A 24,213-nucleotide genomic window follows, 5' to 3' on the forward strand; every position below is an offset into this window, starting at 1 on the left:
TCGCGCGCCTCCGCTCGCGTCAAATGCTGCGGCGCAGGATTGCCGATCGATTTAGTAGGCAATAGCTAGAGGACAGAGGCCGCGGCCGTGCCGACCCCTAGACCGATCGCCGCGGCCTCACCAACTGGAGGTATGTCATGGGACATTCCGCGTTCGATCTGTCGGTGCAGCCGACCGTTCTGACCGTCCCGGGGCTGGGCGGATCCGGGCCGTCGCACTGGCAGACATTGTGGGAGAAGAGCCGCCCCGACACTGCCCGGGTCGAACTGGGCATGTGGGATCGGCCGCATCGCAATGCCTGGGTCACCAAGATCGACCAGGCGGTGGCGAGCGCGCGCGCGCCGGTGATCCTGGTCGCGCACAGCCTCGGCTGCGTCGCGGTAGCATGGTGGGCCTCGCTGAGCCCACAGCCCTATGGCTGGCCGGTCGCGGGCGCGCTGCTGGTGGCACCCGCCGACGTCGACCGCGCCGGTGTCGCCCCCGAGCTCGCCCCCTTCGCGCCGTCTCCGAAAGAGCCGCTGCCCTTCCCCTCGATCGTGGTCGCGTCGAGCGACGATCCCTGGGTCACGCTTGAGCGCGCGCATAGCCTCGCCGTCGACTGGGGCAGCCACTTCATCGATTATGGCGCCTGCGGTCACATCAACGCCGCGAGCGGGCTGGGGCGCTGGCCCGAGGGGCTCGAACTGCTCGACCGCGTGATCGCCGCCGCGGGCGGGCCGCACGGCGAGGCGCGCACCCCCGGCGACGCGCGCGCGATCCTGGCGCGGCCGCGCGAACAGGAAGCCGGGCTGCGGATGTGACGGGCGGGGCGTGACCCTGCTCCGGTGGTCCGCCTTGCGCTGAACGGCCCTGCTTCGCCGATCATCGGCGAACGATCGGCCTGATATCGGCTCCACCGCCGCGACCGGACGGCGGCAATCGACGAGTCTCCGACCCAGCGACGATCCCCGTCGCACCGCCGGAGACTCGCCATGCGCTCGATTATCCTCCTCGTCCTCGCCGCCTCCATGCCGCTCGCCTCGGTCGCTGTCGCGCAGAGCTGGCGCGTGGGCGACGGCAGCTACCACATCGTCGCGCGCGACCTCGACGAGCGGACCGGCGCCGGCCGCGCCGCGATGCTCGCGCGGGTGGAGCGTGCTGCCGCGCGGCTGTGCGAGCATGAGCCGCTCACCAGGGACCGCCGCGCCTGCGTCGCCGCCACCGTCGCCGACGCAGCGCGGCGCTCGTCGCCGCTGCGGATCGCGATGGCCGAGCGCGATGCCACCGCACTGGCGGCGCGCTGATGAGCGCACACAACGTCGAGCGACAGGGCGCAAGCGAGGACGTGGCGGTCGCCTCGTTCACGCAGTTGACCGCTCAGCCCAGCGCCACCGCGCGATCATCGGGCCGGGTGCCGGTCTCGCGCCAGTAGCGCGTCAGTCCCATCGCCCCGGCCAGCGTCCCGAAGCGCGGGTCGCGACGCATCGCTGCGCACGGCGGCGCGAACAGGAACCAGCTCACGCGCTGATCGGGCGCGGTATAGGTGCCTTGCCGGCGCGAGAAGCGCAGCGTGTCCACCGCGAAGCCGCGGCGTAGGAAATAGCCCTCGGCGATCGCGAAAGCCTGGTCGAGCCGCCCCGCCGCGCTGAGGAACTGGATCGCGTTCTCGGCATGACCGCTACCGCGGTGCGCCGCCTCGACATATCCAGCGGCAGTCGCGTCGACGTCGCTTGGGGCGCGGGTCGCCAGCGCGCGCGCTAGTCCCGCGGTCAGCGCGAAGCTCGCGTCGTCGACGGTGCTGGGCCGGTGGTCCGAGTCCTCGATCATGCGAAGCGCCTCCGCGCCCCGGCCGGTGTAGGCGAGCAGGAAGGCGCGCGTGAACCACACGGCGTAGTGGAGCGGGTAGAGCGCAAAGGCCTCCTCCATCGCGCGGTCGGCCTCCTCCAGCCGGTCGACGCTCCACAGCGAGACGACGCGCTGGTACATCGCGATCGGCGACGGTCCGCCGACGGTGAGCGCGCGCGTGAAATGGTCGATCGATTCGCGCATCCGCCCGACCATCTGCAGCATACGGCCGAGCGCGTCGGCGATCACGTCGTCCTCGGGATGCTCGCGCGCCGCGCGGGCGGTGACCTGCTCCTGCGCGCGCCAATTGCCGAGCAGCGGCGCCCGCCGCATCCGCGCCAGCGCGGCATAGGCGTTTCCAGGATCGATCGCTTCGGCGCGCCGCTCGGCCGCGAGCGCCCGCTCGGCGAAGGCGGCGCGGTCCGCCGCGGTCGCGATCCGCGCCGCCACCGCGCAGCACAGCGCGAGTTGCCCCCAGGCATCGGCGTCGTCAGGGGCGAGCAGCACGGCGCGGCGGAATAGTCCGATCGCCTGCCAGAGGCCCTGGCGGTCCGCCTGGCGCTGCGAGTCGCGCGCCTGAGCGACGAGCGCGGCGACCTCGGGCGTTCGCGGTGCGGCGCGGTCACGGTGCCACCACCAGGCGCCGCCGGCTGCGGTAGCGCCCGCGACACCCAGCCCGGCGATCAGCGCACGACGTGGCACGATGGGGATAGCAGCGCGCTTGGTACTCTCGGCCGCGGAAGCCGCCCGGTCTTCGGCGATGGAGGGCGGCGCCGGCGAAGCGCTTGCCTCGACGACGATCAGGCGATAGCCGACCCGCGCAATCGTCTCGATGCGAAAACGGCCCGCGGCGATCCCTTCGCCGAGGCGGCGCAGTCGCCCGACGACGCGATTGATCGCGTCGTCGCCGACGATACGCCCATCCCAGCATTGCGCCACCAGCTCGTCGCGCGACACCACCGCGCCGCCCGCGCGGGTCAGCACGACCAGGACCTGCATGACGCGCGGCTCGAGCAGTTCCTCCTGATCGCCCAGCGCGACGAGGCGGAGCGAGGGGCGTATTATGAGGCCGGCCAGGTCGATATCGGCGGTGCGGGCGAGGTCGATCATGCCACGGACCGCTCGTCGCAGGAGTGGCGTCCGCCCCATCTCCCAGTCGACGTCATCCCGAACTCGTTTTGGGTTCCACCGCGCCCCACCTCCAGAGGTCGATGCGCTTGCGGGACCGTGGATCCTGAAACAAGTTCAGGATGGCGTCGCTGTGTGACGCTGAACGGCGACCGCTCGCGGGCAATTCCCTCTCGCATCCCCATGCCCCCCGGCATCGCCCCCCCCCCGGTCTCACTCGCGCGGCACACGGCCTCCCGCCGTCGTCGTCGCCGCGGCGAGCAGTGCGATGCCGAGTGCCGCGCCTGTCGCGCGCCACAGCGCGGCGTTATCGAGCGCGGCATAGTCGGCCGTGCCGAGGAAAGCGCCCGCAACCAGCCCCGACCACAGCAGCAGGTACGGCAGCCAGTCCCAGCGCGCGCCGTCGCCCATCAGCGCGCCCGCGAGATGCTGGCCGAGCTTGACCAAGGCGCCTGTCATATAGGTCACCCCGACGCTGACCTCGCCGTCGCGCTGGAAGACGGTGTTGAGTCCGCCCATCGCCAACGCCAGCAGCACCGTGCCAAGGCCGCCGAGCGGGCCGAACTCGGGCAGCGCCGCCGCCACCGCGAGCGGCACCGCGGCGAGTACGATCACGCCCGGCCGGCGCCAGCGCCCCAGCGCCGCGCCCGCGGTGGCGCCGACGACCACGCCCGCGACGAAGGCGAGGATCAGCGACGCCGCGGTGAGCGCCAGCGGCGAGCCGCCCGCCAGCGCCACCGCCAGCCGGGTCGAGTTGCCGCTCATGAAGGAGACGAACAGGCCGTTGAGCCGCAGGAAGCCGATCGCGTCGACATAGCCCGCCAGCGCCGCCAGCGCGATCGCCAGCCACCATTCGCGTCGTGGATGCCGGGTCACGCGTCGATCGCCTCCTCGTCGAGGCGGGCCGCATTCTCCTGGATGAAGGCGAAGCGGTGCGCGGGATTGGTCCCCATCAGCCGGTCGACCAGGTCCTTCACGCCGGCGCGCTCCTCATATTCCTGTGGCAGCGTGATGCGGATCATGCTGCGTTTGGCCGGGTCCATCGTCGTCTCGCGCAACTGGCTCGGGTTCATCTCGCCCAGGCCCTTGAAGCGCGCCACCTCCACCTTCTTGCCGCGGAAGACGGTGCGCTCCAGCTCGGCGCGGTGGGCGTCGTCGCGCGCGTAGAGCGACTTGGCGCCGACCGTCAGGCGATAGAGCGGCGGCTGTGCGAGGTGCAGATGCCCCTGCCGTACCAGCTCGGGCATCTCCTGGAAGAAGAAGGTCATCAGCAGCGTCGCGATATGCGCGCCGTCGACGTCGGCGTCGGTCATGATGACGATCTTCTCGTAGCGCAGCTGCTCGGGACGGCAGTCCTTGCGGGTGCCGCAGCCGAGCGCCTGAACGAGGTCGGCGATCTCCTGGTTGGCCAGGATCTTGGCCGAGGTGGCGGAGGCGACGTTGAGGATCTTGCCGCGGATCGGCAGGATCGCCTGGGTCTTCCGGTCGCGCGCCTGCTTGGCCGATCCGCCCGCCGAATCGCCCTCGACGATGAACAGTTCGGTACCCTCCGAGCTGTCGGAGGCGCAGTCGGTGAGCTTGCCCGGGAGCCGGATCTTGCGCGCCGAGGTCGCGGTCTTGCGCTTGACGTCGCGCTCGGCCTTGCGCCGCAGCCGCTCGTCCATCCGCTCCAGCACATAACCGAGCAGCGCCTTGCCGCGCTCCATATTGTGGCCGAGCCAATGGTCGAAATGGTCGCGCATCGCCTTCTCGACCAGCCCCGCCGCCTCGGGCGAGGTGAGCCGATCCTTGGTCTGTGACTGGAACTGCGGCTCGCGGATGAAGACGCTGAGCATCAGCTCGCTGCCGACCATCACGTCGTCCGCGGTGAGGTCTTTGGCGCGCTTGTTGCCGACGAGGTCGCCGAACTGACGCAACCCGCGCACCAGCGCCTGACGCAGCCCCTGCTCGTGCGTGCCGCCGTCGGGTGTGGGGATGGTGTTGCAATACCAGCTGTAGCTGCCTTCGCTCCACAGCGGCCAGGCGACCGCCCACTCGACCTTGCCCTGCTGGTCGGGGAAGTCCTGCTGGCCGGCGAAGAAATCGGCGGTGGCGCATTCGCGCCCGGCGATCTGCTCGCGCAGATGGTCCGACAGGCCTCCGGGAAACTGGAACACCGCTTCCTCAGGAATACCGCTTGCGCGGTCTCCATCCGTGATCAGCTCGGACGCGCAGTGCCACCGTATCTCGACGCCGGCGAACAGGTACGCCTTGGAGCGCGCCAGCTTGTACAGCCGCGCCGGCTTGAACAGCAGCTCGGGGCCGAAGATCTCGGTGTCGGGCGTGAAGGCCACCGACGTGCCGCGGCGGTTGGGCGCGGCGCCGACCGTCTCGAGCGGGCCGAGCGTCTGCCCCTTGCTGAAGCGCTGGCGGTACAACTGGCGGTCACGCGCGACCTCGACCACGGTGTCGCTCGACAGCGCGTTCACCACCGAGACGCCGACGCCATGCAGGCCGCCCGAGGTGGCATAAGCCTTGCCCGCGAACTTGCCGCCCGAGTGCAGCATCGAGAGGATCACCTCGAGCGCCGATTTGTCGGGGAACTTGGGATGCGGGTCGACCGGCATGCCGCGGCCGTTGTCGACGATGGTCAAGCGGTTGCCCGGCTCCAGCGTGATCTCGATCCGCGTGGCGTGTCCCGCCACCGCCTCGTCCATCGCATTGTCGAGCACCTCGGCGGCGAGGTGATGCATCGCGCGCTCGTCGGTGCCGCCGACGTACATGCCGGGCCGGCGGCGCACCGGCTCCAAGCCCTCGAGCACCTCGATCGACGAGGCGTCATAGGCGGGGGCGCCGGCGGTGGGGGAAGCGAACAGATCGGCCATGACCGTCATATAACGATCCACGCCGCCCGACCCAAGCGCGGCAAGGTCGGTTGCCACGGCAATGATTCCTCACGCAACACAACCTGAACGAGGCTCGTTCGCGGATCGTTCGATCAGGGAGTGACCTACATGAGAGCGTATTTGACCGCCGCCGCGATCGCGGTGTCGTTGACGGCTGTCCCCGCGATGGCGCAGGACGATGGCGATCCGTCGGTCAGCAGCGGCTTTTCCGGCATCTATGTCGGCGCCGCCGGCGGCTATGACGTGCAGCCCAACGATGGCGCCGCGCGCCTCGAGTTCGACCGCAACCTCGACGGCCGCTTCGGCGACACGGTGCTGACCGGCACGGGCGCGAACGCCTTCTCGCCGGGCTTCTGCGGCGGACGCGCGCGCGCCGCGCAGGGCCCGCGCAACGGTGGCCCGGGGTGCGCGAAGGATCGTGACGGCTGGAGCTATTACGGGCGGGTCGGCTACGACCAGCAGAGCGGACCGATCGTCTACGGCGTCGTCGGCGAGTTCGGGCGGACTCACATCAACGACAGCACCTCGGGCTTCTCGACCACTCCGGCGAATTACGTGATGTACCGCCAGGTCAACTGGGAGGCCGCGGTGCGCGCGCGCGCCGGCTACACGCCCAACGACTCGACGTTGTTCTACGGCACGTTCGGCCCGTCGCTGGCGCGGATCGACAGCGAGTTCTCGTCGAGCCAGAGCACAAACAGCTTCACCGCGCGCGGGCGGCAGGACCAGTTCGGCTTCCAGGGCGGCGGCGGCATCGAGCAGCGCTTCGGCGACCATTTCTCGGTCGGGCTCGAATATGTCTACCACCAGTACCAGGACGACGACTATCGCGTCCGCGCCGCCGGCCCGGCGGGCACGCCCTTCACCAACGCCGGCAACGGCGGCACGGTCGAGGGCACCGACTTCCGCCGCTCGGACGAGAAGTTCCGCTGGCATAGCCTGCGCGCCACCGCGGCGTTCCGCTTCTGAGGTGACGGGGCGGGGGCGGACGAGCGCCCGCCCCTCTCTTTTCGTTCCGCGGCAAAGGCCGGGGCCCAGTCGGCCGGCGCGGGTGAGACATACCCCGACGGCCCCAACTGGGCCCCGGCCTTCGCCGGGGTACAACAGCTTTATGTAACGGCGCTCACCCTCAGCGCATGCGGGGGCCGCCGAACGGCAGCGGCGGCGCGCGACGATCGCGGCGCGGCAGCTGCGCCTGATAGGCATGGCCGCAATGCTCGACGCAATAAGGGAAGCCCGGGTTCACCTTGTCGCCGCAGAAGTGGAAATCGGGCTCTCCGGGGTGGCCGAGCGGCCACTTGCAGATCTTGTCATTGAGATCGAGCAGCGAGGTCTTGTTGGCAAACTCGGGCGCGGTGCGCGCGGGCACCAGCCGGCGCGGCGGGGCCGGCGCGATCGGCGGCTGCTGCTCACCGGGCGCCTGACGCACGAAGCCGCCCGGACCGACCGAGCGCAACACCGGCTCGCGCTTGACCGGGGGCGCGCTGGGCACCTCATCGGCCTCGTCGTCGACGTCGCTGGCCGCCGGCGCTGCTTCCGGAGTCGAGTCGGTCGCGAAGGGCGGCGGCGCGGGCCGCGCGGCGGGCGCGGGCGCAGGCGCCGCGGTGCGGACCGGGGCGGGAGTCGGCTTCGGCGCGGGCGCGGCAGCGACAGGAGCGGCAGCCGGCGCCGACTCGGCGGCGCGCGCCTCCTCCTTCGTCGTCACCGGCGACGGGCGCGACTGGAGGCCGAGGCGATGCGCCTTGCCGATCACCGCGTTGCGACTGACGCCGCCGAGCGCCTCGGCGATCTGGCTGGCGGTCTGGCCCGCCTCCCACATCGTCTTCAGCGTATCGATCCGCTCGTCGGTCCAGGACATGCTTGTCTTCCTCTAGCGTTCCGGTTGCGGGCGCGCGCCGCAGCGGTTACCCGCACAGGCGATGAGCAGCCAGCCTCCCACCGGACATATTCCGTCAGCCATCAGGCACGCCCCCGGCGAACCGGTGATCCGGAACGTCAATTGGGGCGGCCTGCGAACCCTCTATGTGAAGGAGGTGCGCCGTTTCTTCAAGGTGCAGCTCCAGACGGTGTGGGCGCCGGCGGTGACGACGCTGATGTTCCTCGTCATCTTCACCGTCGCCAACGGCGCACGCAGCCCGGTCAACGTCGGCGGCGCGCCGGTCGCCTTCGCCGACTTCATCGCGCCCGGACTGATCGTGATGGGGATGCTCAACAACGCCTTCGCGAACGCGAGCTTCTCGCTGCTGGTCGGCAAGATCCAGGGCAATATCGTCGACTATCTGCAGCCGCCGCTCTCCACCAGCGAGCTGCTCGCGGCACTCGTCGGCGCCGCGGTGACGCGCGCCTTCTGCGTCGGCTGTGCGGTGTGGCTGGCGATGGCGCTGTGGCCCGGGGTGCACGTGACGCCGCACCACCCGCTGGCGGTACTGTGGTTCGGGCTGCTCGGCGCGATGTTCCTGTCGTTCGCGGGCGTGCTCACCTCGATCTGGGCGGACAAGTTCGACCATGCCGCGGCGGTGACCAACTTCCTGATCGCGCCGCTGACGCTGCTGTCGGGTACCTTCTACTCGGTCGACCATCTCGCGCCCGCGTTCCGCGCGTTCAGCCACGTCAACCCGTTCTTCTACGTGATCTCGGGGTTCCGCTACGGCTTCCTCGGCAGCGCCGACTCGCCCGTGGCGGTGGGCAGCGTGGTCATCCTCGCGATCGATGTCGCGCTGGGGGTTCTATGCTACGTGCTGCTCAAGCGCGGCTGGAAGCTGAAGAGCTAGGCCAATCAGATCCTCCCCGCCTGCGGGGACGGGGACCAGCCGAAGGCTGGTGGAGGGGGACCTCCGCATAGGGATCGCTGGGTGTACGGCCCCACCCGTCCGTCAGCGCTGGCGCGCTGCCATCTCCCCGCGAGCGGGGAGGATCTAGTCCGCGACGAATGCCGCAATCGCCTCGCCCAGCTCGGGCTTGGTCACCGCGCTCATGTGGTTGCCCGGCACCTCGGCGTAGCGTGCGTTCGGCAGCGCGTCGGCGAGCGCCGCGGCCGAGCCGTTGTCGTGATCGTCCATCCCGCTGAGCACCAAGGTCGGCCGCTCGAGCGTCGCCAGCACCGCCGCCGGCGTGCTCGCGAAGGTGTCGATCACGCCGAGCAGCGCCACCGGGTCGCCGCCGGTGGTCTTGAGGAAGGCCTCGGCGAGCCACTCCGGGCTGCCGCGCTCGTGCTGGCCGAGTCGTGTGAGGATGTTGCGGAAATGGTCAGCGCGGCGCTCGGCGCCGACGATCCCCTCCCGCCCCATGCCGGCGAGCACGACACGCCGCGGCGTCGCGCCGCGCGCCAGCATCCGCACCACGGTGCGCGCGCCGAGCGAGTAGCCGCCGAGGTCATAGTCGGTCAGCCCGAGGTGGCGCACCAGCGCCTCGCCGTCGAGCGCCAGCGCGTCGGGCGGGTAAGCGGCCGGATCGTGCGGCTTGCCGCTCTCGCCGTGCGCGCGCAGGTCGGGCATGATGACGCGCACGCCGCGCGCGGCGATTGCGGCGGCGTGGCCGTAGCGCAGCCAGTTGGTGCGTGCGTCCGAGAAATAGCCGTGGATCAGCACCAGCGGGCGGCCCTCGCCGAGCTCGCGCCAGGCGATTGGCGTGCCATCGAAACTGTCGAAGAAGCGTGTCTCAGTCGGGGAGCTTGCCACTCGTTTCCATCCATTTGCCGACGATATGCGGGAGCTCGTCGGTGCGTTTGTCAGGCAGGCCGCTGGTATCCCGCCAGGCAGCGTGGCGGCTCTCGACGCCGAAATGGCCGGTCGGGCGCAGGCGGTCAGCGTCGTCGAAGCTGCCTACGGTGAGGTCGAGCTGCTCGTCGCTTTTCCCTTCATAGGTCAGCGGCGTACCGCAGTCGCGGCAGAAACCGCGCTGCGCGATCGGCGACGAGGCACGGCGATCGGGCTCGCGCGTGGTCCAGCGCAGCGCGGCGCGCGAGACCTGCTTGAGCGCGGCGAAGACGCCGCCGGTCGCGCGCTGGCACATCCGGCAGTGGCACAGATAGGCATGGTCGTCCTCGACCAGCACGGCATAGCGTACGCTGCCGCACTGGCACCCACCGGTCATTTCGCGCGCCATCCCGCCGCTCCCGCTGCCCAGACGGAGCGACCTAACGTGGCGAGCGCGCGAGGTAAACGCGTGACCCATGTTGCAGCGCAGCACTCGACGCCGGCCGGTGACGCTGGCAGAGCGCGCTGGTGACTCGCCCGCCTTCCCTGCCGCACAGCGCGATCGAGGACGCCTATGCGCTCGCGCTCGGCTGTATCCTCGTCGTCCTCGGCCTCGCGCTGCTCCACGCCGCCGGGCTAGTCACAGGCGGGATCGCGGGCGTGGCGCTGCTGCTCTCCTATGCGGTGCCGCTACCGAGCGGGGTGCTGTTCACCCTGCTCAACCTGCCGTTCTTCTGGCTGGCTTGGCGCGCCATGGGGCGGCGCTTCACGCTCCGCACCGCGCTGGTCGGGATCGGGGTGGCGGGGCTCGGCACGGTGACGCGCTACGGGCTCAGCATCGCGTATATCGATCCCGCCTTCGCCGCCCTGGCGGGCGGGTCGGTCATCGGCTTCGGCGCGCTAGCGCTGGCGCGGCACCATGCCGGGATCGGCGGGACGGGCGTGGTGACGCTATGGCTCCAGCAGCGCCGCGGCTGGAACGCGGGACGCACGCAGATCGCCATCGACGCGGTGATCCTGCTGGTGTCGCTGGTCGCGCTGCCAATGGAGCGCGTGGCGTGGTCGGCGCTTTCCGCGGCGGCGATCAGCGGCATCCTGATCGCGTGGCACCGGCCAGGGCGGTACACGGGCTATTGAAGAGCCGCGTGCTCTTAAGGACGCAGGAGCTAAGGGCGGCGAGCGCGACGTACGTGGCGCTGGGTGCCTGCGTGTGCAGGAACACGGATGACGTGGCACTCTTCGATCCGTCTGTGCTGTGGAAGCACTGAGCGAAGCCGAAGTGCCGTCTCGAAGCACAGCCACGACCGTCGCGGCTGTGCTTCGAGACGAGGCTTCTACGAGCTCAGCCTCTCCTCAGCCCGAACGGGACAGGAGCAGTGCTCTGCTCACTCCTCCTCGGCGAACACCGCGTCGAAGGCGGCGTCGTCGGTCTCGTCCGCCTTCTTGAGATGGCGGCGGCCGAGCAGCTCGGCGATCTGCACCGCGTTGAGCGCCGCCCCCTTGCGCAGGTTGTCGCTGACGCACCACAAGGCCAGCCCGTTCTCCACGGTCGGGTCCTCGCGCACGCGGCTCACGTAAGTGGCGTCGTCACCCGCGCTCTCGATCGGGGTGACGTAGCCGCCGTCCTCGCGCTTATCGACCAGCATCACGCCGGGCGCCTCGCGCAGGATACGCTGCGCGTCCTCGGCCGACAGCTCGTTCTCGAACTCAATGTTGAGCGCCTCGGAATGGCCGACGAACACCGGCACGCGCACGCAGGTCGCGACCACCTTGATCTTGGTGTCGAGGATCTTCTTGGTCTCGACCACCATCTTCCACTCTTCCTTGGTGGAGCCGTCGTCGAGGAAGCTGTCGATGTGCGGGATCACGTTGAAGGCAATCTGCTTGGTAAACTTCTTCGGCTCGGCGGGATCGCCGACGAAGATGTTGCGGCTCTGCTCGAACAGCTCGTCCATGCCGATCTTGCCCGCGCCCGAGACCGACTGATAGGTCGCCACCACCACGCGCTTGATCGTCGCGGCGTCGTGCAGCGGCTTGAGCGCCACCACCATCTGCGCGGTCGAGCAATTGGGGTTGGCGATGATGTTCTTGGCACGATAGCCGTCAATCGCCGCGGCATTCACCTCAGGCACGATCAGCGGCACGTCCGGATCCATGCGGTAGAGCGACGAATTGTCGATCACGGTGCAGCCCGCCGCGGCGAACTTGGGCGCATAGACCGCGGTCGCCTCGCTGCCGATCGCGAACAATGCCATGTCCCAGCCGGTCGGATCGAAATGCTCGATGTTCTTGACGGTGAGCATACGGCCGGTGTCGCCGTACTCGATCTGGTCGCCGACCGAGCGCGACGACGCCAGCACCGCGATCTCGTCGGCGGGAAACTCGCGCTCGGCGAGGATGTTGACCATCTCGCGCCCGACATTGCCCGTGGCCCCCGCCACTACCACCCGATAGCCCATCTTACGTCCTTCCCGGCGCGCTCGGTGCGCGCATGTCTACCCCGCGGCGGCCCTAATGCGCCCGCCGCGCGTGCGACAGCAAGCTTTACTTGGGCCCGCTGCCGACGTGCGCGTCGAGGAAGCGCTCGATCGTGGTCCAGACGTGGATGTCGCGCACCGCCGAGTGGGTCTTGCCGGGATAGAACATCAGGTCGAACGGCATGTCCGCCGCCTGCAGCGCCGCCGCCACCTTAGTGCTGTTGTCGAGGAAGACGTTGTCGTCGGCCATGCCGTGCAGCAACAGCAGCGGCGTGGTGATGCGCTTGGGATCACGCACCGCGCGCGAGGCGTCATAGGCGGCGGCGTCGGTGCGCGGATCGCCCATGTAGCGCTCGGTGTAATGCGAGTCGTAGAGGTGCCAGTCGGTCACCGGCGCGCCCGAGATCGCGGCGGCGTAGAGGGCGGGATCGGCCTCGATCATCTTGAGCGACATATAGCCGCCGTACGACCAGCCGTAGGTCGCGATCCGCTTCGGGTCGACGTAGCCGAGCGTTGTCAGATAAGTCGCGCCGGCGCGCTGGTCGGCGACCTCCACCGTCCCCATAGCGTGCCAGATCGCGCTCTCGAACTTGACCCCGCGATTGGCCGAGCCGCGATTGTCGAGCTCGAAGTAGATCCAGCCGCGGTCGACGATGTGCTGGATCAGCGGGTTCTTCCAGTCACGCGCGACGTTCTGCGGCCCCGGGCCGCCGTAATGCTGGAAGAAGACAGGGTAGCGCTTGCCCGGCTCCAGCTTGGGCGTGACCATCTGCCAATGCAGATCGGTGCCGTCCTCCGCTCTGATCGTGCCGAACGTCACCGGCCGGTGCGCGGCGAGATAGGGCGCATACGGGTGGTCGCCCTCGACCCGGTTCTCGTTGACCCAGGCGAGCCGCTTGCCCGCGGCGTCGGCGAGATAGACTTGCGGCGGCTGGTTGGGGTTGGAGCGGGTGACGAGGAAGCGCTGCGCCGTGCCGTCCGCGGTGACGCTGTTCTGCCAGCCGCGCTCGGTCAGCCGCTCGGGCGTGCCGCCGGCGAGCGGGACGACGTAGAGCTGCTGCTCGAGCACGTCGTCCTTGTTGGCCATGAAATAGACCTTGCCCGCGGCCTCGTCGACCGCGACGAGGCCGGTGACCACCCACGGCCCCTTGGTCAGCTGGGTCCACTGCCCACCGCGCAGCAGCCAGAGATGGCCGTAGCCATCGCGCTCGGAACGCCACAAGAGGCCGCCGTCGGCGAGCGCTCGGTAGCTGTCGGTGAGGTTGATCCAGCTGCGCGGCGCGGCGGTCTCGCTGAACAGGGGGCTCGCTTTGCCCGTGGCGGGGTCGACGCGGAGCACGTCCAGCCGGGTCTGCGCGCGATTCTCGCGCTGGACGAGCAGCGCCGAGCCGTCGGGTAGCCAATCGACCCGCGCCAGATAGATATCGGGGTCGGTGCCGAGGTCGACCTTCACCTGCCCCTTGCCGTCGGCGCGCATCACGTGGAGCTCGACCGCGACGTTGGGCGTGCCTGCGGCGGGATAGCGCTGCTGGTAGATCTCGGTCCCGGCGGCGCCGATCGCGGCGCGGGTGAAGACCTGCACCGGCGCCTCGTCGAACCGCTCGACCGCGATATAGCGATCGTCGGGGCTCCACCAGTAACCGGTGCGGCGGTCCATCTCCTCCTGCGCGACGAACTCGGCCTCGCCGAAATGGACCGTGCCCCCGCCGCCCTGCGTGAGCGCGCGCGCGGCGCCTCCGCTGAGCGGCTGGAGCCACAGGTTCTGGGCGCGCACGTAGCTGACGAAGCCGCCGCGCGGCGAGACCTCGCCGTTGAGCACGCCGCCCCTCACCTCGGTGAGCCGCCGCGTGACGCCGTCCAGCCCGGCAAGATACAGGTCGCCGTCGGCGGGGACGAGCAATTGGCGACCGTCAGGCGACCAGTCGTAGCGGATGATCCCGGTCAGCGCGCCGATGCGCGCGCGCTCGCGCTGCATCTTCTCCGCCTCGGACAGCGCCGCGCCGCTGCCGACGCGCGTGCTGTCGACCAGCATCCGCTCCTGCCCGGTGGCGGTGTCGCGCGCCCACAGGTCGAGGCGAAAGCGGTCGTCGGCGCGCGGGCGCAGGAAGGTGAGCAGCCGCCCGTCGGGCGAGAGCTTGAGCGAGCGCGGCTGCTGGCCGCCGAGGTCGGGCGCGGCGAAGATGCGCTCGAGCGTGAGCCGCTGCGGCGCGGGTCTGGTCGCGCCGGCCTGCGCCTGCGCGGCGTCAGCCACGAGCGCCCCTGTTGCTACCGTCGCGAGCGCCACCACCGCCAACCATGAACGCATCCATTCCTCCGGGATCGCGACCCGGGACCGGGCGCGCCGCCCTTATCGCGGCGCGAGACGGCGAGGTAAAGCGTCACCCTTGCTGTCGTGGTGGGGAGCTCTTTGCCGGGTGGAACGCCGATGCCGATGCCGACGCCGACGCGAGCGTCTACCACGCGGGCGCTCCGTCACTACAAGCGCACCACCCCAGCGAACGCCTAGAGACGTAAGGCAAATCCTATCCCACTGGCGTCATCCTGAGCTTGTCTCAGGATCCACTGTGCCGCGCACCCAAGTGCCGGTGGTGCGCGCGGACGGGTCGATCCTGAGACGAGCTCAGGATGACGGCGGCTATGGCAAACCGGCGGTGCCACGCCCGCCGCACCCACCCAAACGACAAAAGGGGCGCGGTGGTCTCCCACCGCGCCCCTCGCGCTTCGGTCTGAACCGGGTGTCGCTTACTCGGCGGCCTGCGCCTGCGGGCGGTTGTCGCGGCGCTCGGCGATACGCGCGGACTTACCGGTGCGGCCACGCAGATAATAGAGCTTGGCGCGACGCACCGCGCCCTTGCGCACCACCTCAATCGAATCGACGTTGGGCGAGTAGAGCGGGAAAACACGCTCCACGCCCTCGCCGAAGCTGATCTTGCGGACGGTGAACGACGAGCCCATGCCCTTGTTCGAGCGCGCGATGCACACGCCCTCGAAGTTCTGGACGCGGGTGCGCTCGCCCTCGACCACCTTCACGCCGACCTTCAGCGTGTCGCCGGGGCGGAATTCGGGGAGCTTCTTGCTCTCGTGGAACTTGGCGATCTGCTCGGCCTCGAGCGTCTGGATCAGGTTCATCGCGTCAATCCTTACTTCCGTGCCGCGCGCCAGAGGGCGAGCCGACCCGAGCGCCCTCGTGACGCTCCCACAGGTCCGGCCGCCGTAGCCGTGTGTCGATCTCGGCCTGTGACTGACGCCACGCCGCGATCCTCGCATGATCCCCCGATCGCAGCACCTCGGGGATCGTGCGCCCTTCCCATTCGACAGGTCGGGTATAATGCGGATACTCGAGGAGGCCGCTCTCGAAGCTCTCCTCGTCCCCGCTCGAAGCCGCGCCCATTACCCCCGGGAGCAGCCGAACGCAAGCGTCCAGCAGCACCAGCGCGGCCATCTCACCGCCCGAGAGGATATAGTCGCCGATCGACAGCTGCTCGATCGCGCGCGCTTCGAACAAGCGCTCGTCGAAGCCCTCAAATCGACCGCACAGCAGCACCGCCCCCGACCCCGCGGCGAGGTCGCGGACGCGCCGCTGCGTCAGCGGTGCACCGCGCGGCGTGAGCGCGACCAGCGGGCGACCGTCGGCGTGCGCGTCGACGGCGCGAGCGACGATGTCGGCGCGCAGCACCATGCCCGCCCCGCCCCCGGCCGGCGTGTCGTCGACGGTGCGGTGGCGGTCCTCGGTGAAGTCGCGAATGTTGACCGGGTCGCAGCTCCACCGCCCCTCGCGCAGCGCGCGGCCCGCGAGCGACGTGCCGAGCGGGCCGGGGAACATCTCGGGGTAGAGCGTCAGGATGGTGGCGCGGAAGGTCATCGGGTCCAGTTCTCGACGGCGAGGCCGGGGATGCCGGCGAAGTCGCGCTCGTTGTTGGTGACGAGGGTCGCGTTGAGCGACAGCGCGTGCGCCGCGATCAGCAGGTCGAAGCTGTGGCGGCGCGGCGGCGTCGACGCCGCAAGGCCACCGTAGCGCTCCGCCGCGGCGCGGTCGAAATCGTGCACGCCGAGCACCCCGACGAAGATGTCGAGCCGCGCCTCGTCCGCGGCATCCACGCTGGGACGGCTGGCGCCGTAGCGGAGTTCCGCCAGCGTGATCGCCGACAGGCCGAGGTTGCGGCCGTTCTGCGCGCGAATCCGGGCGCGCAGCTGCGCGCTCCGGGCGAGCGCGAAGTCGATGCAGACGTTAGTGTCCAGAAGGTACATGCGTCAGGCGGCGGTGTCGCGTGCGGGCGCGCGCCAGTCACGCTCGTCCTGCTCGGTCTCGCCGCGCCCCTCCGCCATGAAGCCGGGCGAGAAGGCGCCGTAAAGGCCATCCAGCACCGCCGCCGCCTGATCGTCGCGCCATACGCTGCACGAGCCGTCGCGATGCGGCACCAGCGTGACGTCGTCGCCCTCCTTCAGTCCCAGCGCCTTGGGCAGGCGCAAGGCGACCGAATTGCCGGACTTGAACACCTTGGCGCGATATTCGTTAACCATCGCCGATCTCCCGTATGCACGGGATGTATATACACGCGGGAACGACAGCAAGATGGACGACTGCCTCATCATCGGCGCCGGACCCGCCGGGCTCACCGCGGCGATCTACCTGGCGCGCTATCATCTCTCGATCCGACTGTTCGACTCGGGGTCGAGCCGTGCCGCGATGATCCCGTGCACGCACAACCACGCCGGCTATCCCGACGGCATCGCGGGCACCGAGTTGCTGCGACTGATGCTCACACAGGCAGAGAAATACGGCGCGCGGCGCGAGCCGGTGAAGGTCACCGGGCTGGCGCAAGACGGCGACGGCTTCGTCGCCACCACCGATCACGGCACGCATCGCGCACGCACCGTGCTGCTGGCAACCGGGGTGGTGAACCACCGCCCGCACGGGCTGCTCCCCGAAGTGCACGACCCGGCGCTGGCGCGCGGGCTGCTGCGCTATTGCCCGGTGTGCGACGGCTATGAGATCACCGACAAGCGGGTCGCGGTGATCGGCACCGGCGATCGCGGCATGCGCGAGGCGCTGTTCCTGCGCGGCTTCACCCGCGACATCACACTCATCGCGCCCGAGGCGGAACATCTGCTCGACTCGGCGTGTGCGGACGCGATCGACGACGCGGGGGTGGTACGCGTCGACGGCCCGTGCGGCGGCTATGCGATCGAGGGTGACCAACTCGCGCTGGACACCGCGCGCGGCCGGATGGCGTTCGACAGCGTCTACCCAGCGCTGGGCTCACGCATCCGCTCGCATCTCGCGATCGAGGCGGGCGCGCGCGCGAGCGAGGACGGCTGTCTCGAGGTCGACGATCACCAGCGCACCAGCGTGCCGGGGCTGTTCGCGGCGGGAGATGTGGTCAAGGGGCTCGACCAGATCAGCCATGCCATGGGCGAGGCCGGCGTCGCGGCGACGACGATCCGCAACCTGCTGGCGGAGCAGCGCCCGCTGCGGCGGTGAGCGGTGTTCCTGCGCACGCAGGAACCCAGGTGGGTAGGCGCAGCGTCCGTGGCTCTGGGCTCCTGCTTGCGAAGGAGCACGGCTTGCTTCGAGAGCCCGCCTCCTTATTCCCCGTCATCTCGAACTCGTTTCGGGATCCACCGTGCCACATACTCAGTGGCCGAGGCACTCGCGGGACGGTGGATCCTGAAACAAGTTCAGGATGAAGGCCGGGAGGGAGGGGGAAGACAGCACCCCCTCCCCTCACTCCACGAACGCCGCTTCCACCACCAACCGCTCGCGATCCCACTCGGGCACCGCGTTGATCGGCACCATGAAGCGCTTGCCGCCGTCGCGCTCGATCTCGATCACGTCGCCCGCGCCGAAATTCTCCACCGCGACAACGCGCCCGACCGGCTCGCCCGCGGTCGAGACCGCGGCGAGACCGAGCAGGTCGGCGTGGTAATATTCGCCCTCGCCGAGCGGCGGCAGGTCCGCGCGCGCGACGGTGAGCAAGGTGCCGCGAAGCTGCTCCGCGGCGGTGCGGTCGGTCACCTCGGCGAAGCGCGCGATCGTGCCGTCGCGCAGCTTCACCAGCGTGAGCGCACCGCCGTTGAAGGTGCGATGCCCCTCGAGTGCCTCGGCGAACACCTTCAGGCGCACCTCGCCGGCGATGCCGTGCGCCCCCGCCACGGCGGCGAGCACCACCGCGTCGGGAGCGACCGGCACCGGGTCAGGCTTGGTCGGGCGAGCCGGCGCCGCCGGCAGGGGCGTCGTCGTCCCCTTCGGCGGGCTGCTGGCTCGAAACGCCCTGGTTGGTGGCGTCCGGGGTGGTCGAATCGTCATTGTCGTCGGGCGCGGTGCGCGGGTCGGGGTCGATCGTCATCGTGCATTCCTCTCGGCTCTCGATGGAGCGGCAAGTAACGCACGAGCGGACGATCGATTTCCCGGCCGGCTTACTCGGCGCTCGCCGCCTCGGCCTCGGCCGGGGCCGCGGCGGCCTCCTGCTGCGCCTTCAGCTTCTCGGCACGCTCCTCGGCGCGCTCCTTGGCCTTCTCGCCCGGCTCGCCCTTCTTGGGGTTGCTGCGCGCGGCGCGCTCCTTCACGCCAGCGGTGTCGAGGAAGCGGGCAACGCGGTCGGTCGGCTGCGCGCCGACGCCCAGCCAGTGCTTGGCGCGCTCGGCGTCGAGCACGATGCGCTTCTCGTCGTCCTTGCCGAGCAGCGGGTTGTAGTTGCCGATCTTCTCGATGAACTTGCCATCGCGCGGGCTGCGCGCGTCGGCGACGACGATGCGGTAGTAAGGACGCTTCTTCGAGCCGCCGCGCGACAGGCGAATGCTGAGTGCCATGGTGTTCGTCTTCCTTCTGTGTGTCTGTGCCCCGGCCTGCGCCGGGATCGTCTAGGTAAATGTCGTCACGTCCGCGCCGCCGCGGCGACGCGCATCGTTACTTCTTGAACCGGAACCCGGGCGGCAGGCCGCCGGGGATGTTGCCGGGCAGACCGCCGCCGGGCAGCCCGGGAAGCCCCGGACCACCGCCCGGCCCGCCAAGCTTGCCCATCATGTCGCCCATGTCGGCGCCGCCGATCGCATTGCCGAGGCCGCCGAGGCCGCCCTTGCCGAGCATCGCCATCATGCCCTTGAGCCCGCCCATCTTCTTGATCTTCTTCATGGCGGTCGACATCTCCAGATGCATCTTGAGGAGCTTGTTAACTTCCTGCACGGTCGTCCCCGAGCCCTTGGCGATGCGGATCTTGCGCTTGGCGTTGATCAGCTCGGGCTTGGCGCGCTCCTTGGCGGTCATCGAGCCGATCATCGCGTCGAGGTGCACCAGCATCTTGTCGCTGCCCGGCACCGAGTCCATCGCTGCCTGCGCCTTCTTCATGCCCGGCAGCATGCCAGCGAGCGCGCCCAATCCGCCCATGCGCTTCATCTGCGCGAGCTGGCCGCGCAGATCGTTCATGTCGAACTGACCCTTGGCGAGCCGGCTCGCCATGCGCTCGGCGTCTTCCTGCTGGATCGACTCGGCGGCACGCTCGACCAGGCTGACCACGTCGCCCATGCCGAGGATGCGGCCTGCGACGCGCGACGCGTGGAACGCCTCGAGCGCGTCGAGCTTCTCGCCGACGCCGGCGAACTTGATCGGCTTGCCCGTGACCGCGCGCATCGACAGCGCGGCGCCGCCGCGCGCGTCGCCGTCCATGCGGGTGAGCACCACGCCGGTGAGCGGCACCTGCTCGGCAAAGTTCTGCGCGACGTTGACCGCGTCCTGACCGGTCAGCGAGTCGACGACGAGCAGGATCTCCTGCGGCGCCGCGACCTCGGCGACCGCCTTCATCTCGTCCATCAGCGCCTGATCGACGTGAAGTCGGCCGGCGGTGTCGAGCATCAGCACGTCGAAGCCCTGCAGCTTCGCCGCCTGGAGCGCGCGCCGCGCGATCTCGACCGGCTGCTGGCCCGCGACGATCGGCAGCGTCGCCACCTCGACCTGCGTGCCGAGCGTGGCGAGCTGCTCCTGCGCGGCGGGGCGATTGACGTCGAGCGACGCCATCAACACCTTCTTGGCCGAGCGCCCGGTCATCGAGCTGCTCGACAGGCGCTTGGCGATCTTGGCGGTGGTCGTGGTCTTGCCCGAGCCCTGCAGGCCGACCATCATCACCACCGCGGGCGGGGCGACGTTGAGCTGGAGCTCGGCCGCGGCGGGATCGTCGCCGCCGAGCATCCGCACCAGCGCGTCGTTGACGATCTTGACGACCTGCTGCCCCGGCGTGACCGAGCGCAGCACGTTCTGGCCGACCGCTTCCTCGGTGACCTCGTCGACGAAGGCGCGCGCCACCGGCAGCGCGACGTCGGCCTCGAGCAGCGCGACGCGCACCTCGCGCATCGCGGCGCGCACGTCGGCCTCGGTCAGCGCGCCGCGGCCACGCAACCGGTCGAAGACGCCGCCGAGACGATCGCTGAGGCTATCGAACATCGTGTTTCCTTCCCATCCGCCGCCAAACGCAAAAGCGCCGGCGGGCGAAACCTCGCCGGCCAGCGGGCACCACATGGGCGCATGTCGATCGCGTTCAACGGTGGAACGTGCGGCGGCTGTTAGAGGAAGTAGGCGTGGAATGCAAGGCGCGCGGGGGCGGGTGGCCGACTGCGGCCATTCACACCGTCATCCCGGACTTGATCCGGGATCCACGTCGCCGCGCACGCTCGGAGCGTTGCTCACGCGGGATCATGAATCCCCGCTCAAGGCCGGGATGACGGTAGATTGTTGGGAAAGCAGACGTCTCCGCCTCCCCGTCATCCCTGCGAAGGCAGGGATCCATACACGCCAACGCTCGTGATGAGGTCGCGAGGTCAGAGCGTCTGGATCCCCGTCTCCGCGGGGATGACGGCGGTAGGGGCGGTGGCGGGGATGACGGTAGTAGGGGCGGCCGCGGGGATGACAGTGGGAAGGGGTAGGAGCGGACTGCCCCGCCCCTCACCCCAGCCGCGCCAGCGCCGCGGCGAAGCGCTCTGCGTCCGCCGCTTTCTCGGCGTGGTCGGCGCGCGCCTTCTCCACCGCCTCGGGCTTGGCGCGCTCGACGAAGCTCGCGTTGCCGAGCCGCCCCGCCAGCGAGTCGCGCTCCTTCTCGGCCGCCGCCAGCGACTTCTGGAGCCGCTGGCGCTCCGCCTCGAGGTCGATCACGCCCTCCAGCGCCAACGCGAACGTCTCAGCCCCCCAGAGGATCGGCGCGCGCGCGCCGCTCGCCTCGCCCGGCGTCAGCGTGACGCGCGCGAGCCGCTCGACGTACGGGGCGATCGTCGCCGGCACGCTGCCCGCCCCGGTGTGGAGCGCGATGCGCGTGCCCGGCGGCACGTTGAGCTCGGCGCGCGCGCCGCGCACCCCCTCGACCAGCTCGATCAGTCGCTCGACCTCTTGTGTCGCGGCCGGGTCGAGCGCGCGCGCGTCGGCCATCGGCCAACGCGCGACGATCAGCTCGTGCTCGCGCGGTGCCAGCGCGTGCCACAGCTCCTCGGTGATGAAGGGCATGAACGGGTGGAGCAGCACCAGGATCTGGTCGAGCACCCAGCCCGCGACCGCCTTGGTCTCCTCGTCGATCTGTCCTTTGATCAGCTCCAGATACCAGTCGCAGAAGCGGCTCCACACGAACTGGTAGATCGCGTTGGCGGCGGCGTCGAAGCGATAGTCGGCGAGCGCGAGGTCGACCGCCTGCACCGTCGCCACTGTCTCGGCGAGGATCCACTTGTTCACCGAAAGGCTCGCGAGCGGGGGCTCCAGCGTGGTCGAGCCGCCGATCCCGTTGGCCTGGGCGAAGCGGCTTGCGTTCCACAGCTTGGTCGCGAAGTTGCGATAGCCCTCGACGCGCTTCTCATCCATCTTGATGTCGCGCCCTTGGCTCTCCATCGCGGCCATGAAGAAGCGCAGCGCGTCGGCGCCGTAGCGGTCGATGAGCCCGAGCGGGTCGACGGTGTTGCCCTTGGACTTGGACATCTTGGCGCCGTCGGCGGCGCGCACCAGGCCGTGCAGGTAGAGCGTGCGGAACGGCACCTCGCCCATGAAGTGCATGCCCTGCATCATCATCCGAGCGTCCCAGAAGAACAGGATGTCGAAGCCCGAGACGAGCACGTCATTGGGGTAGCGGCCGCCGAGCGTGCGGTCCGCGGCGTCGGGCCAGCCCATCGTCGCGAACGGCCAGAGCGCGCTGGAGAACCAAGTGTCGAGCACGTCGGGGTCGCGCGTCAGCGCCACGTCCGCGCCCGCCTCGGCCCGTGCCTCCTCCTCGGTCTCGGCGACATAGGCGCGGCCGTCGGCGTCGAACCACGCCGGGATCCGGTGCCCCCACCAGAGCTGGCGCGACACGCACCACGGCTGGATGTTCTCCATCCAGTTGAAGAAGGTCTTCTCCCACGACTTCGGCACCAGCTTGATCGCGCCCGAGCGCACCGCCTCGATCGCCGGCTTGGCCAAGGTGGCGGCGTCGACATACCATTGGTCGGTCAGCCACGGCTCGATCACCGCGCCCGAGCGATCGCCGAACGGCGTCTGGATCACGCGCGGCTCGGCGTCGTGCGCGACCCCTTCCTTGTCGACGTGCGGGATCAGCACGCCCGCCTCCTTGAGCTGCGCGACGACCAGCCGGCGCGCGTCCTGCTCGGCCTTGGCGTCGTTGCCGGGCAGGCCGAGGAACTCAGCCGGGATCAGCCCGTCCGCGGTCTGCACCACGCGCGCCGTGGCATCGAGCATGTTGAGCATGTCGCGCGCCTCGATCCCGGCGCGGCGGCCGACCTCGAAGTCGTTGAAGTCGTGCCCTGGGGTGATCTTCACCGCGCCCGAGCCGAGCGCCGGGTCGGCGTGCTCGTCGGCGACGATCGGGATCAGCCGCCCGGTGATCGGCAGCCGCACCTGCTTGCCCACGAACGCGGTGTAGCGCGCGTCCTCGGGGTGCACGGCCACCGCCATGTCGGCGAGCATCGTCTCGGGCCGCGTCGTCGCCACCTCGATCGATCCCGACCCGTCGGCGAGCGGGTAGCGCAGCCGCCAGAAGCTGCCGCGCACCTCGCGCGTCTCGACCTCGAGGTCGCTGATCGCGGTGCCGAGGCCGGGGTCCCAGTTGACCAGCCGCTTGTCGCGGTAGAGCAGCCCCTGGCGGTGCAGCTCGACGAACACCTTGAGCACCGCGCGCGAGAAGCCCTCGTCCATGGTGAAGCGCTCGTTCGCCCAGTCCATCGAGCAGCCGAGCCGGCGCAGCTGGCGCGTGATCGCGCCGCCGCTCTCCGCCTTCCACTCCCAGACGCGCGCGACGAACGCCTCGCGCGACAGGTCGGTGCGTTTCTCGCCTCGAGCCGACATCTGGCGCTCGACCACCATCTGCGTGGCGATGCCGGCATGGTCGGTGCCGACCACCCAGAGCGCGTCCTTGCCCTTGAGCCGGGCATGGCGCGTCAGGATGTCCTGCAGCGTGTTGTCGAGCGCGTGGCCGATGTGGAGTGAGCCCGTCACGTTGGGCGGCGGGTTGACGATCGTCCAGGGCTCGGCGTTGGGGCGCTCGGGGCGGAACAGGCCCTTGTCTTCCCAGTGCGTGTACCAGCGGCGCTCGATCGCGGCGGGGTCGAAGGTCTTGGCGAGCTCGGTCATGGCCCGGCGGCTATCCCGCGTCGCGCCAAAAGGGAAGACCGCGTCGCCGCCGCATAGCAGAAGGGCCGCCCCGGCATCCCGGGACGGCCCTGCTGTCAGCCTCGCGGCGCGCCTGGATCAGGCGGCGACGTCGAAGTCCTCGTCGGTCGTCACCGGGCCCGAGTCCTGGCCCTTGGCGGCGACGTCGCGGTCGACGAACTCGATGATCGCCATCGGCGACGCGTCCGAGGGGCGGATGCCCGCCTTGATGATGCGGGTGTAGCCGCCGTTGCGCGACGCGTAGCGCGGCGCGAGCACGTCGAACAGCTTCACCAGCTGGGCGTCGTCGAGCAGCCGCGCATGGGCGAGACGACGGTTGCTGAGACCACCCTTCTTGCCGAGCGTGATCAGCTTCTCGATGTACGGGCGCAGCTCCTTCGCCTTGGCGACCGTGGTGGTGATCTGCTCGTGCTTGATCAGCGCGGCCGACATGTTGCGGAACAGTGCCTGGCGATGGGCCGAGGTCCGCTGCAGCTTACGACCGCCAACTCTATGACGCATGGGTCTTTCCTTTCGTTCGTCAGGGGGCCGTGAACGGGTCCCATCGAAGTAGCGCTTCGATGGGTGCCCTCAGG

At 70.0% G+C, this 24,213-nt stretch carries 24 protein-coding genes; 6 read left to right on the forward strand and 18 right to left on the reverse strand.

The genetic code is table 11. From position 1 onward, the window contains the following. The first annotated feature begins 137 nt into the window (after positions 1-137). Together FHY03_RS00225 and FHY03_RS00230 are read left to right on the forward strand one after the other, a co-directional pair. A complete protein-coding gene (locus FHY03_RS00225) occupies positions 138-800 on the forward strand; it encodes an alpha/beta hydrolase (RefSeq protein WP_183921083.1) in 663 nt (220 codons plus the stop codon). 171 nt (positions 801-971) lie between these two features. Then, positions 972-1,283: a UrcA family protein gene (locus FHY03_RS00230; RefSeq protein ID WP_183921084.1), complete on the forward strand. Its 312-nt coding sequence runs from the start codon at positions 972-974 to the stop codon at positions 1,281-1,283. Between the two features lie 73 nt (positions 1,284-1,356). Here the strand turns inward: FHY03_RS00230 and FHY03_RS00235 are convergent, their stop codons facing one another. From FHY03_RS00235 to parE, 3 genes are all read right to left on the reverse strand, one after another. Next, on the reverse strand, positions 1,357-2,934 hold the full coding sequence (locus FHY03_RS00235; RefSeq protein WP_183928041.1) for a winged helix-turn-helix domain-containing protein: 1,578 nt from the start codon (positions 2,932-2,934) through the stop codon (positions 1,357-1,359). Between the two features lie 231 nt (positions 2,935-3,165). Further along, positions 3,166-3,828: a YoaK family protein gene (locus FHY03_RS00240; protein WP_183928043.1), complete on the reverse strand. Its 663-nt coding sequence runs from the start codon at positions 3,826-3,828 to the stop codon at positions 3,166-3,168. After that, positions 3,825-5,816, reverse strand: a complete 1,992-nt coding sequence (gene parE / locus FHY03_RS00245) for a DNA topoisomerase IV subunit B (protein ID WP_409314140.1) — start codon at positions 5,814-5,816, stop codon at positions 3,825-3,827. The genes FHY03_RS00240 and parE overlap by 4 nt, the downstream gene beginning before the upstream one ends. A 129-nt stretch (positions 5,817-5,945) precedes the next feature. Between parE and FHY03_RS00250 the strand changes: the two genes are divergently transcribed. Continuing rightward, complete coding sequence (locus FHY03_RS00250) at positions 5,946-6,806, forward strand: outer membrane protein (RefSeq protein WP_183921087.1); 861 nt, start codon at positions 5,946-5,948, stop codon at positions 6,804-6,806. A gap of 160 nt (positions 6,807-6,966) precedes the next feature. Here FHY03_RS00250 and FHY03_RS00255 read toward each other — a convergent pair whose 3' ends face one another. Then, positions 6,967-7,695, reverse strand: a complete 729-nt coding sequence (locus tag FHY03_RS00255; protein WP_183921088.1) for a GcrA family cell cycle regulator — start codon at positions 7,693-7,695, stop codon at positions 6,967-6,969. Between the two features lie 61 nt (positions 7,696-7,756). On the opposite strand from FHY03_RS00255, the gene FHY03_RS00260 reads away from it, so the two are divergent. Next, positions 7,757-8,608: an ABC transporter permease gene (locus FHY03_RS00260; RefSeq protein ID WP_183921089.1), complete on the forward strand. Its 852-nt coding sequence runs from the start codon at positions 7,757-7,759 to the stop codon at positions 8,606-8,608. 144 nt (positions 8,609-8,752) lie between these two features. Here FHY03_RS00260 and FHY03_RS00265 read toward each other — a convergent pair whose 3' ends face one another. Next, positions 8,753-9,514, reverse strand: a complete 762-nt coding sequence (locus FHY03_RS00265; RefSeq protein WP_183921090.1) for an alpha/beta fold hydrolase — start codon at positions 9,512-9,514, stop codon at positions 8,753-8,755. Further along, on the reverse strand, positions 9,495-9,941 hold the full coding sequence (locus FHY03_RS00270) for a GFA family protein (RefSeq protein ID WP_183921091.1): 447 nt from the start codon (positions 9,939-9,941) through the stop codon (positions 9,495-9,497). The genes FHY03_RS00265 and FHY03_RS00270 overlap by 20 nt, the downstream gene beginning before the upstream one ends. Positions 9,942-10,060: 119 nt before the next feature. Between FHY03_RS00270 and FHY03_RS00275 the strand changes: the two genes are divergently transcribed. Next, positions 10,061-10,669: a YitT family protein gene (locus tag FHY03_RS00275; RefSeq protein ID WP_183928045.1), complete on the forward strand. Its 609-nt coding sequence runs from the start codon at positions 10,061-10,063 to the stop codon at positions 10,667-10,669. A gap of 248 nt (positions 10,670-10,917) precedes the next feature. Here the strand turns inward: FHY03_RS00275 and FHY03_RS00280 are convergent, their stop codons facing one another. The 6 genes from FHY03_RS00280 to FHY03_RS00305 form a co-directional block, all read right to left on the reverse strand. Beyond that, a complete protein-coding gene (locus FHY03_RS00280; protein ID WP_183921092.1) occupies positions 10,918-11,991 on the reverse strand; it encodes an aspartate-semialdehyde dehydrogenase in 1,074 nt (357 codons plus the stop codon). 85 nt (positions 11,992-12,076) lie between these two features. Beyond that, positions 12,077-14,314, reverse strand: coding sequence for a S9 family peptidase (locus tag FHY03_RS00285; protein ID WP_183928047.1), 2,238 nt, complete (start codon positions 14,312-14,314; stop codon positions 12,077-12,079). Between the two features lie 437 nt (positions 14,315-14,751). Next, on the reverse strand, positions 14,752-15,138 hold the full coding sequence (rplS, locus tag FHY03_RS00290; protein ID WP_132910575.1) for a 50S ribosomal protein L19: 387 nt from the start codon (positions 15,136-15,138) through the stop codon (positions 14,752-14,754). Positions 15,139-15,142: 4 nt separating this feature from the next. Then, the gene (gene trmD, locus FHY03_RS00295; protein ID WP_183928049.1) at positions 15,143-15,871 is read right to left on the reverse strand and encodes a tRNA (guanosine(37)-N1)-methyltransferase TrmD; all 729 of its coding nucleotides are present in this window, start codon (positions 15,869-15,871) and stop codon (positions 15,143-15,145) included. Continuing rightward, positions 15,868-16,257: a type II toxin-antitoxin system VapC family toxin gene (locus FHY03_RS00300; RefSeq protein WP_183921095.1), complete on the reverse strand. Its 390-nt coding sequence runs from the start codon at positions 16,255-16,257 to the stop codon at positions 15,868-15,870. Before FHY03_RS00300 ends, trmD begins: the two co-directional genes overlap by 4 nt. Before the next feature lie 3 nt (positions 16,258-16,260). After that, the gene (locus tag FHY03_RS00305) at positions 16,261-16,530 is read right to left on the reverse strand and encodes an antitoxin (RefSeq protein ID WP_183921096.1); all 270 of its coding nucleotides are present in this window, start codon (positions 16,528-16,530) and stop codon (positions 16,261-16,263) included. Between the two features lie 52 nt (positions 16,531-16,582). Between FHY03_RS00305 and FHY03_RS00310 the strand changes: the two genes are divergently transcribed. Next, positions 16,583-17,491 carry an NAD(P)/FAD-dependent oxidoreductase gene (locus FHY03_RS00310; RefSeq protein WP_183928051.1) on the forward strand — a complete coding sequence of 303 codons (909 nt, stop codon included), beginning with the start codon at positions 16,583-16,585 and terminating at the stop codon, positions 17,489-17,491. 243 nt (positions 17,492-17,734) lie between these two features. Here the strand turns inward: FHY03_RS00310 and rimM are convergent, their stop codons facing one another. From rimM to rplQ, 6 genes are all read right to left on the reverse strand, one after another. Further along, positions 17,735-18,199: a ribosome maturation factor RimM gene (gene rimM / locus FHY03_RS00315; protein ID WP_183929276.1), complete on the reverse strand. Its 465-nt coding sequence runs from the start codon at positions 18,197-18,199 to the stop codon at positions 17,735-17,737. A 4-nt stretch (positions 18,200-18,203) separates the two neighbouring features. Then, positions 18,204-18,356, reverse strand: coding sequence for a hypothetical protein (locus FHY03_RS00320; RefSeq protein WP_183921098.1), 153 nt, complete (start codon positions 18,354-18,356; stop codon positions 18,204-18,206). Positions 18,357-18,426: 70 nt separating this feature from the next. Continuing rightward, positions 18,427-18,819, reverse strand: a complete 393-nt coding sequence (rpsP, locus tag FHY03_RS00325) for a 30S ribosomal protein S16 (RefSeq protein ID WP_183921099.1) — start codon at positions 18,817-18,819, stop codon at positions 18,427-18,429. 97 nt (positions 18,820-18,916) lie between these two features. Beyond that, a complete protein-coding gene (gene ffh, locus FHY03_RS00330; RefSeq protein ID WP_183928053.1) occupies positions 18,917-20,443 on the reverse strand; it encodes a signal recognition particle protein in 1,527 nt (508 codons plus the stop codon). Positions 20,444-20,941: 498 nt separating this feature from the next. Then, a complete protein-coding gene (locus FHY03_RS00335; RefSeq protein ID WP_183928055.1) occupies positions 20,942-23,599 on the reverse strand; it encodes a valine--tRNA ligase in 2,658 nt (885 codons plus the stop codon). Positions 23,600-23,716: 117 nt separating this feature from the next. Beyond that, complete coding sequence (gene rplQ / locus FHY03_RS00340; RefSeq protein WP_183928058.1) at positions 23,717-24,139, reverse strand: 50S ribosomal protein L17; 423 nt, start codon at positions 24,137-24,139, stop codon at positions 23,717-23,719. Positions 24,140-24,213: the final 74 nt, after the last annotated feature.

Source organism: Sphingomonas sp. BK345, assembly GCF_014193845.1.
Lineage (GTDB): Bacteria > Pseudomonadota > Alphaproteobacteria > Sphingomonadales > Sphingomonadaceae > Sphingomonas.

Coding starts and splice junctions, on each gene's coding strand:
- rpsP (WP_183921099.1), bottom strand. CDS start 18,819: ATGGCACTCAGCATTCGCCTGTCGCGCGGCGGCTCGAAGAAGCGTCCT.
- FHY03_RS00270 (WP_183921091.1), bottom strand. CDS start 9,941: ATGGCGCGCGAAATGACCGGTGGGTGCCAGTGCGGCAGCGTACGCTAT.
- parE (WP_409314140.1), bottom strand. CDS start 5,816: ATGGCCGATCTGTTCGCTTCCCCCACCGCCGGCGCCCCCGCCTATGAC.
- FHY03_RS00235 (WP_183928041.1), bottom strand. CDS start 2,934: ATGATCGACCTCGCCCGCACCGCCGATATCGACCTGGCCGGCCTCATA.
- FHY03_RS00335 (WP_183928055.1), bottom strand. CDS start 23,599: ATGACCGAGCTCGCCAAGACCTTCGACCCCGCCGCGATCGAGCGCCGC.
- FHY03_RS00260 (WP_183921089.1), top strand. CDS start 7,757: ATGAGCAGCCAGCCTCCCACCGGACATATTCCGTCAGCCATCAGGCAC.
- FHY03_RS00310 (WP_183928051.1), top strand. CDS start 16,583: ATGGACGACTGCCTCATCATCGGCGCCGGACCCGCCGGGCTCACCGCG.
- FHY03_RS00305 (WP_183921096.1), bottom strand. CDS start 16,530: ATGGTTAACGAATATCGCGCCAAGGTGTTCAAGTCCGGCAATTCGGTC.
- rplQ (WP_183928058.1), bottom strand. CDS start 24,139: ATGCGTCATAGAGTTGGCGGTCGTAAGCTGCAGCGGACCTCGGCCCAT.
- FHY03_RS00285 (WP_183928047.1), bottom strand. CDS start 14,314: ATGCGTTCATGGTTGGCGGTGGTGGCGCTCGCGACGGTAGCAACAGGG.
- rplS (WP_132910575.1), bottom strand. CDS start 15,138: ATGAACCTGATCCAGACGCTCGAGGCCGAGCAGATCGCCAAGTTCCAC.
- FHY03_RS00280 (WP_183921092.1), bottom strand. CDS start 11,991: ATGGGCTATCGGGTGGTAGTGGCGGGGGCCACGGGCAATGTCGGGCGC.
- ffh (WP_183928053.1), bottom strand. CDS start 20,443: ATGTTCGATAGCCTCAGCGATCGTCTCGGCGGCGTCTTCGACCGGTTG.
- FHY03_RS00225 (WP_183921083.1), top strand. CDS start 138: ATGGGACATTCCGCGTTCGATCTGTCGGTGCAGCCGACCGTTCTGACC.
- FHY03_RS00255 (WP_183921088.1), bottom strand. CDS start 7,695: ATGTCCTGGACCGACGAGCGGATCGATACGCTGAAGACGATGTGGGAG.
- FHY03_RS00300 (WP_183921095.1), bottom strand. CDS start 16,257: ATGTACCTTCTGGACACTAACGTCTGCATCGACTTCGCGCTCGCCCGG.
- FHY03_RS00320 (WP_183921098.1), bottom strand. CDS start 18,356: ATGACGATCGACCCCGACCCGCGCACCGCGCCCGACGACAATGACGAT.
- trmD (WP_183928049.1), bottom strand. CDS start 15,871: ATGACCTTCCGCGCCACCATCCTGACGCTCTACCCCGAGATGTTCCCC.
- FHY03_RS00250 (WP_183921087.1), top strand. CDS start 5,946: ATGAGAGCGTATTTGACCGCCGCCGCGATCGCGGTGTCGTTGACGGCT.
- FHY03_RS00230 (WP_183921084.1), top strand. CDS start 972: ATGCGCTCGATTATCCTCCTCGTCCTCGCCGCCTCCATGCCGCTCGCC.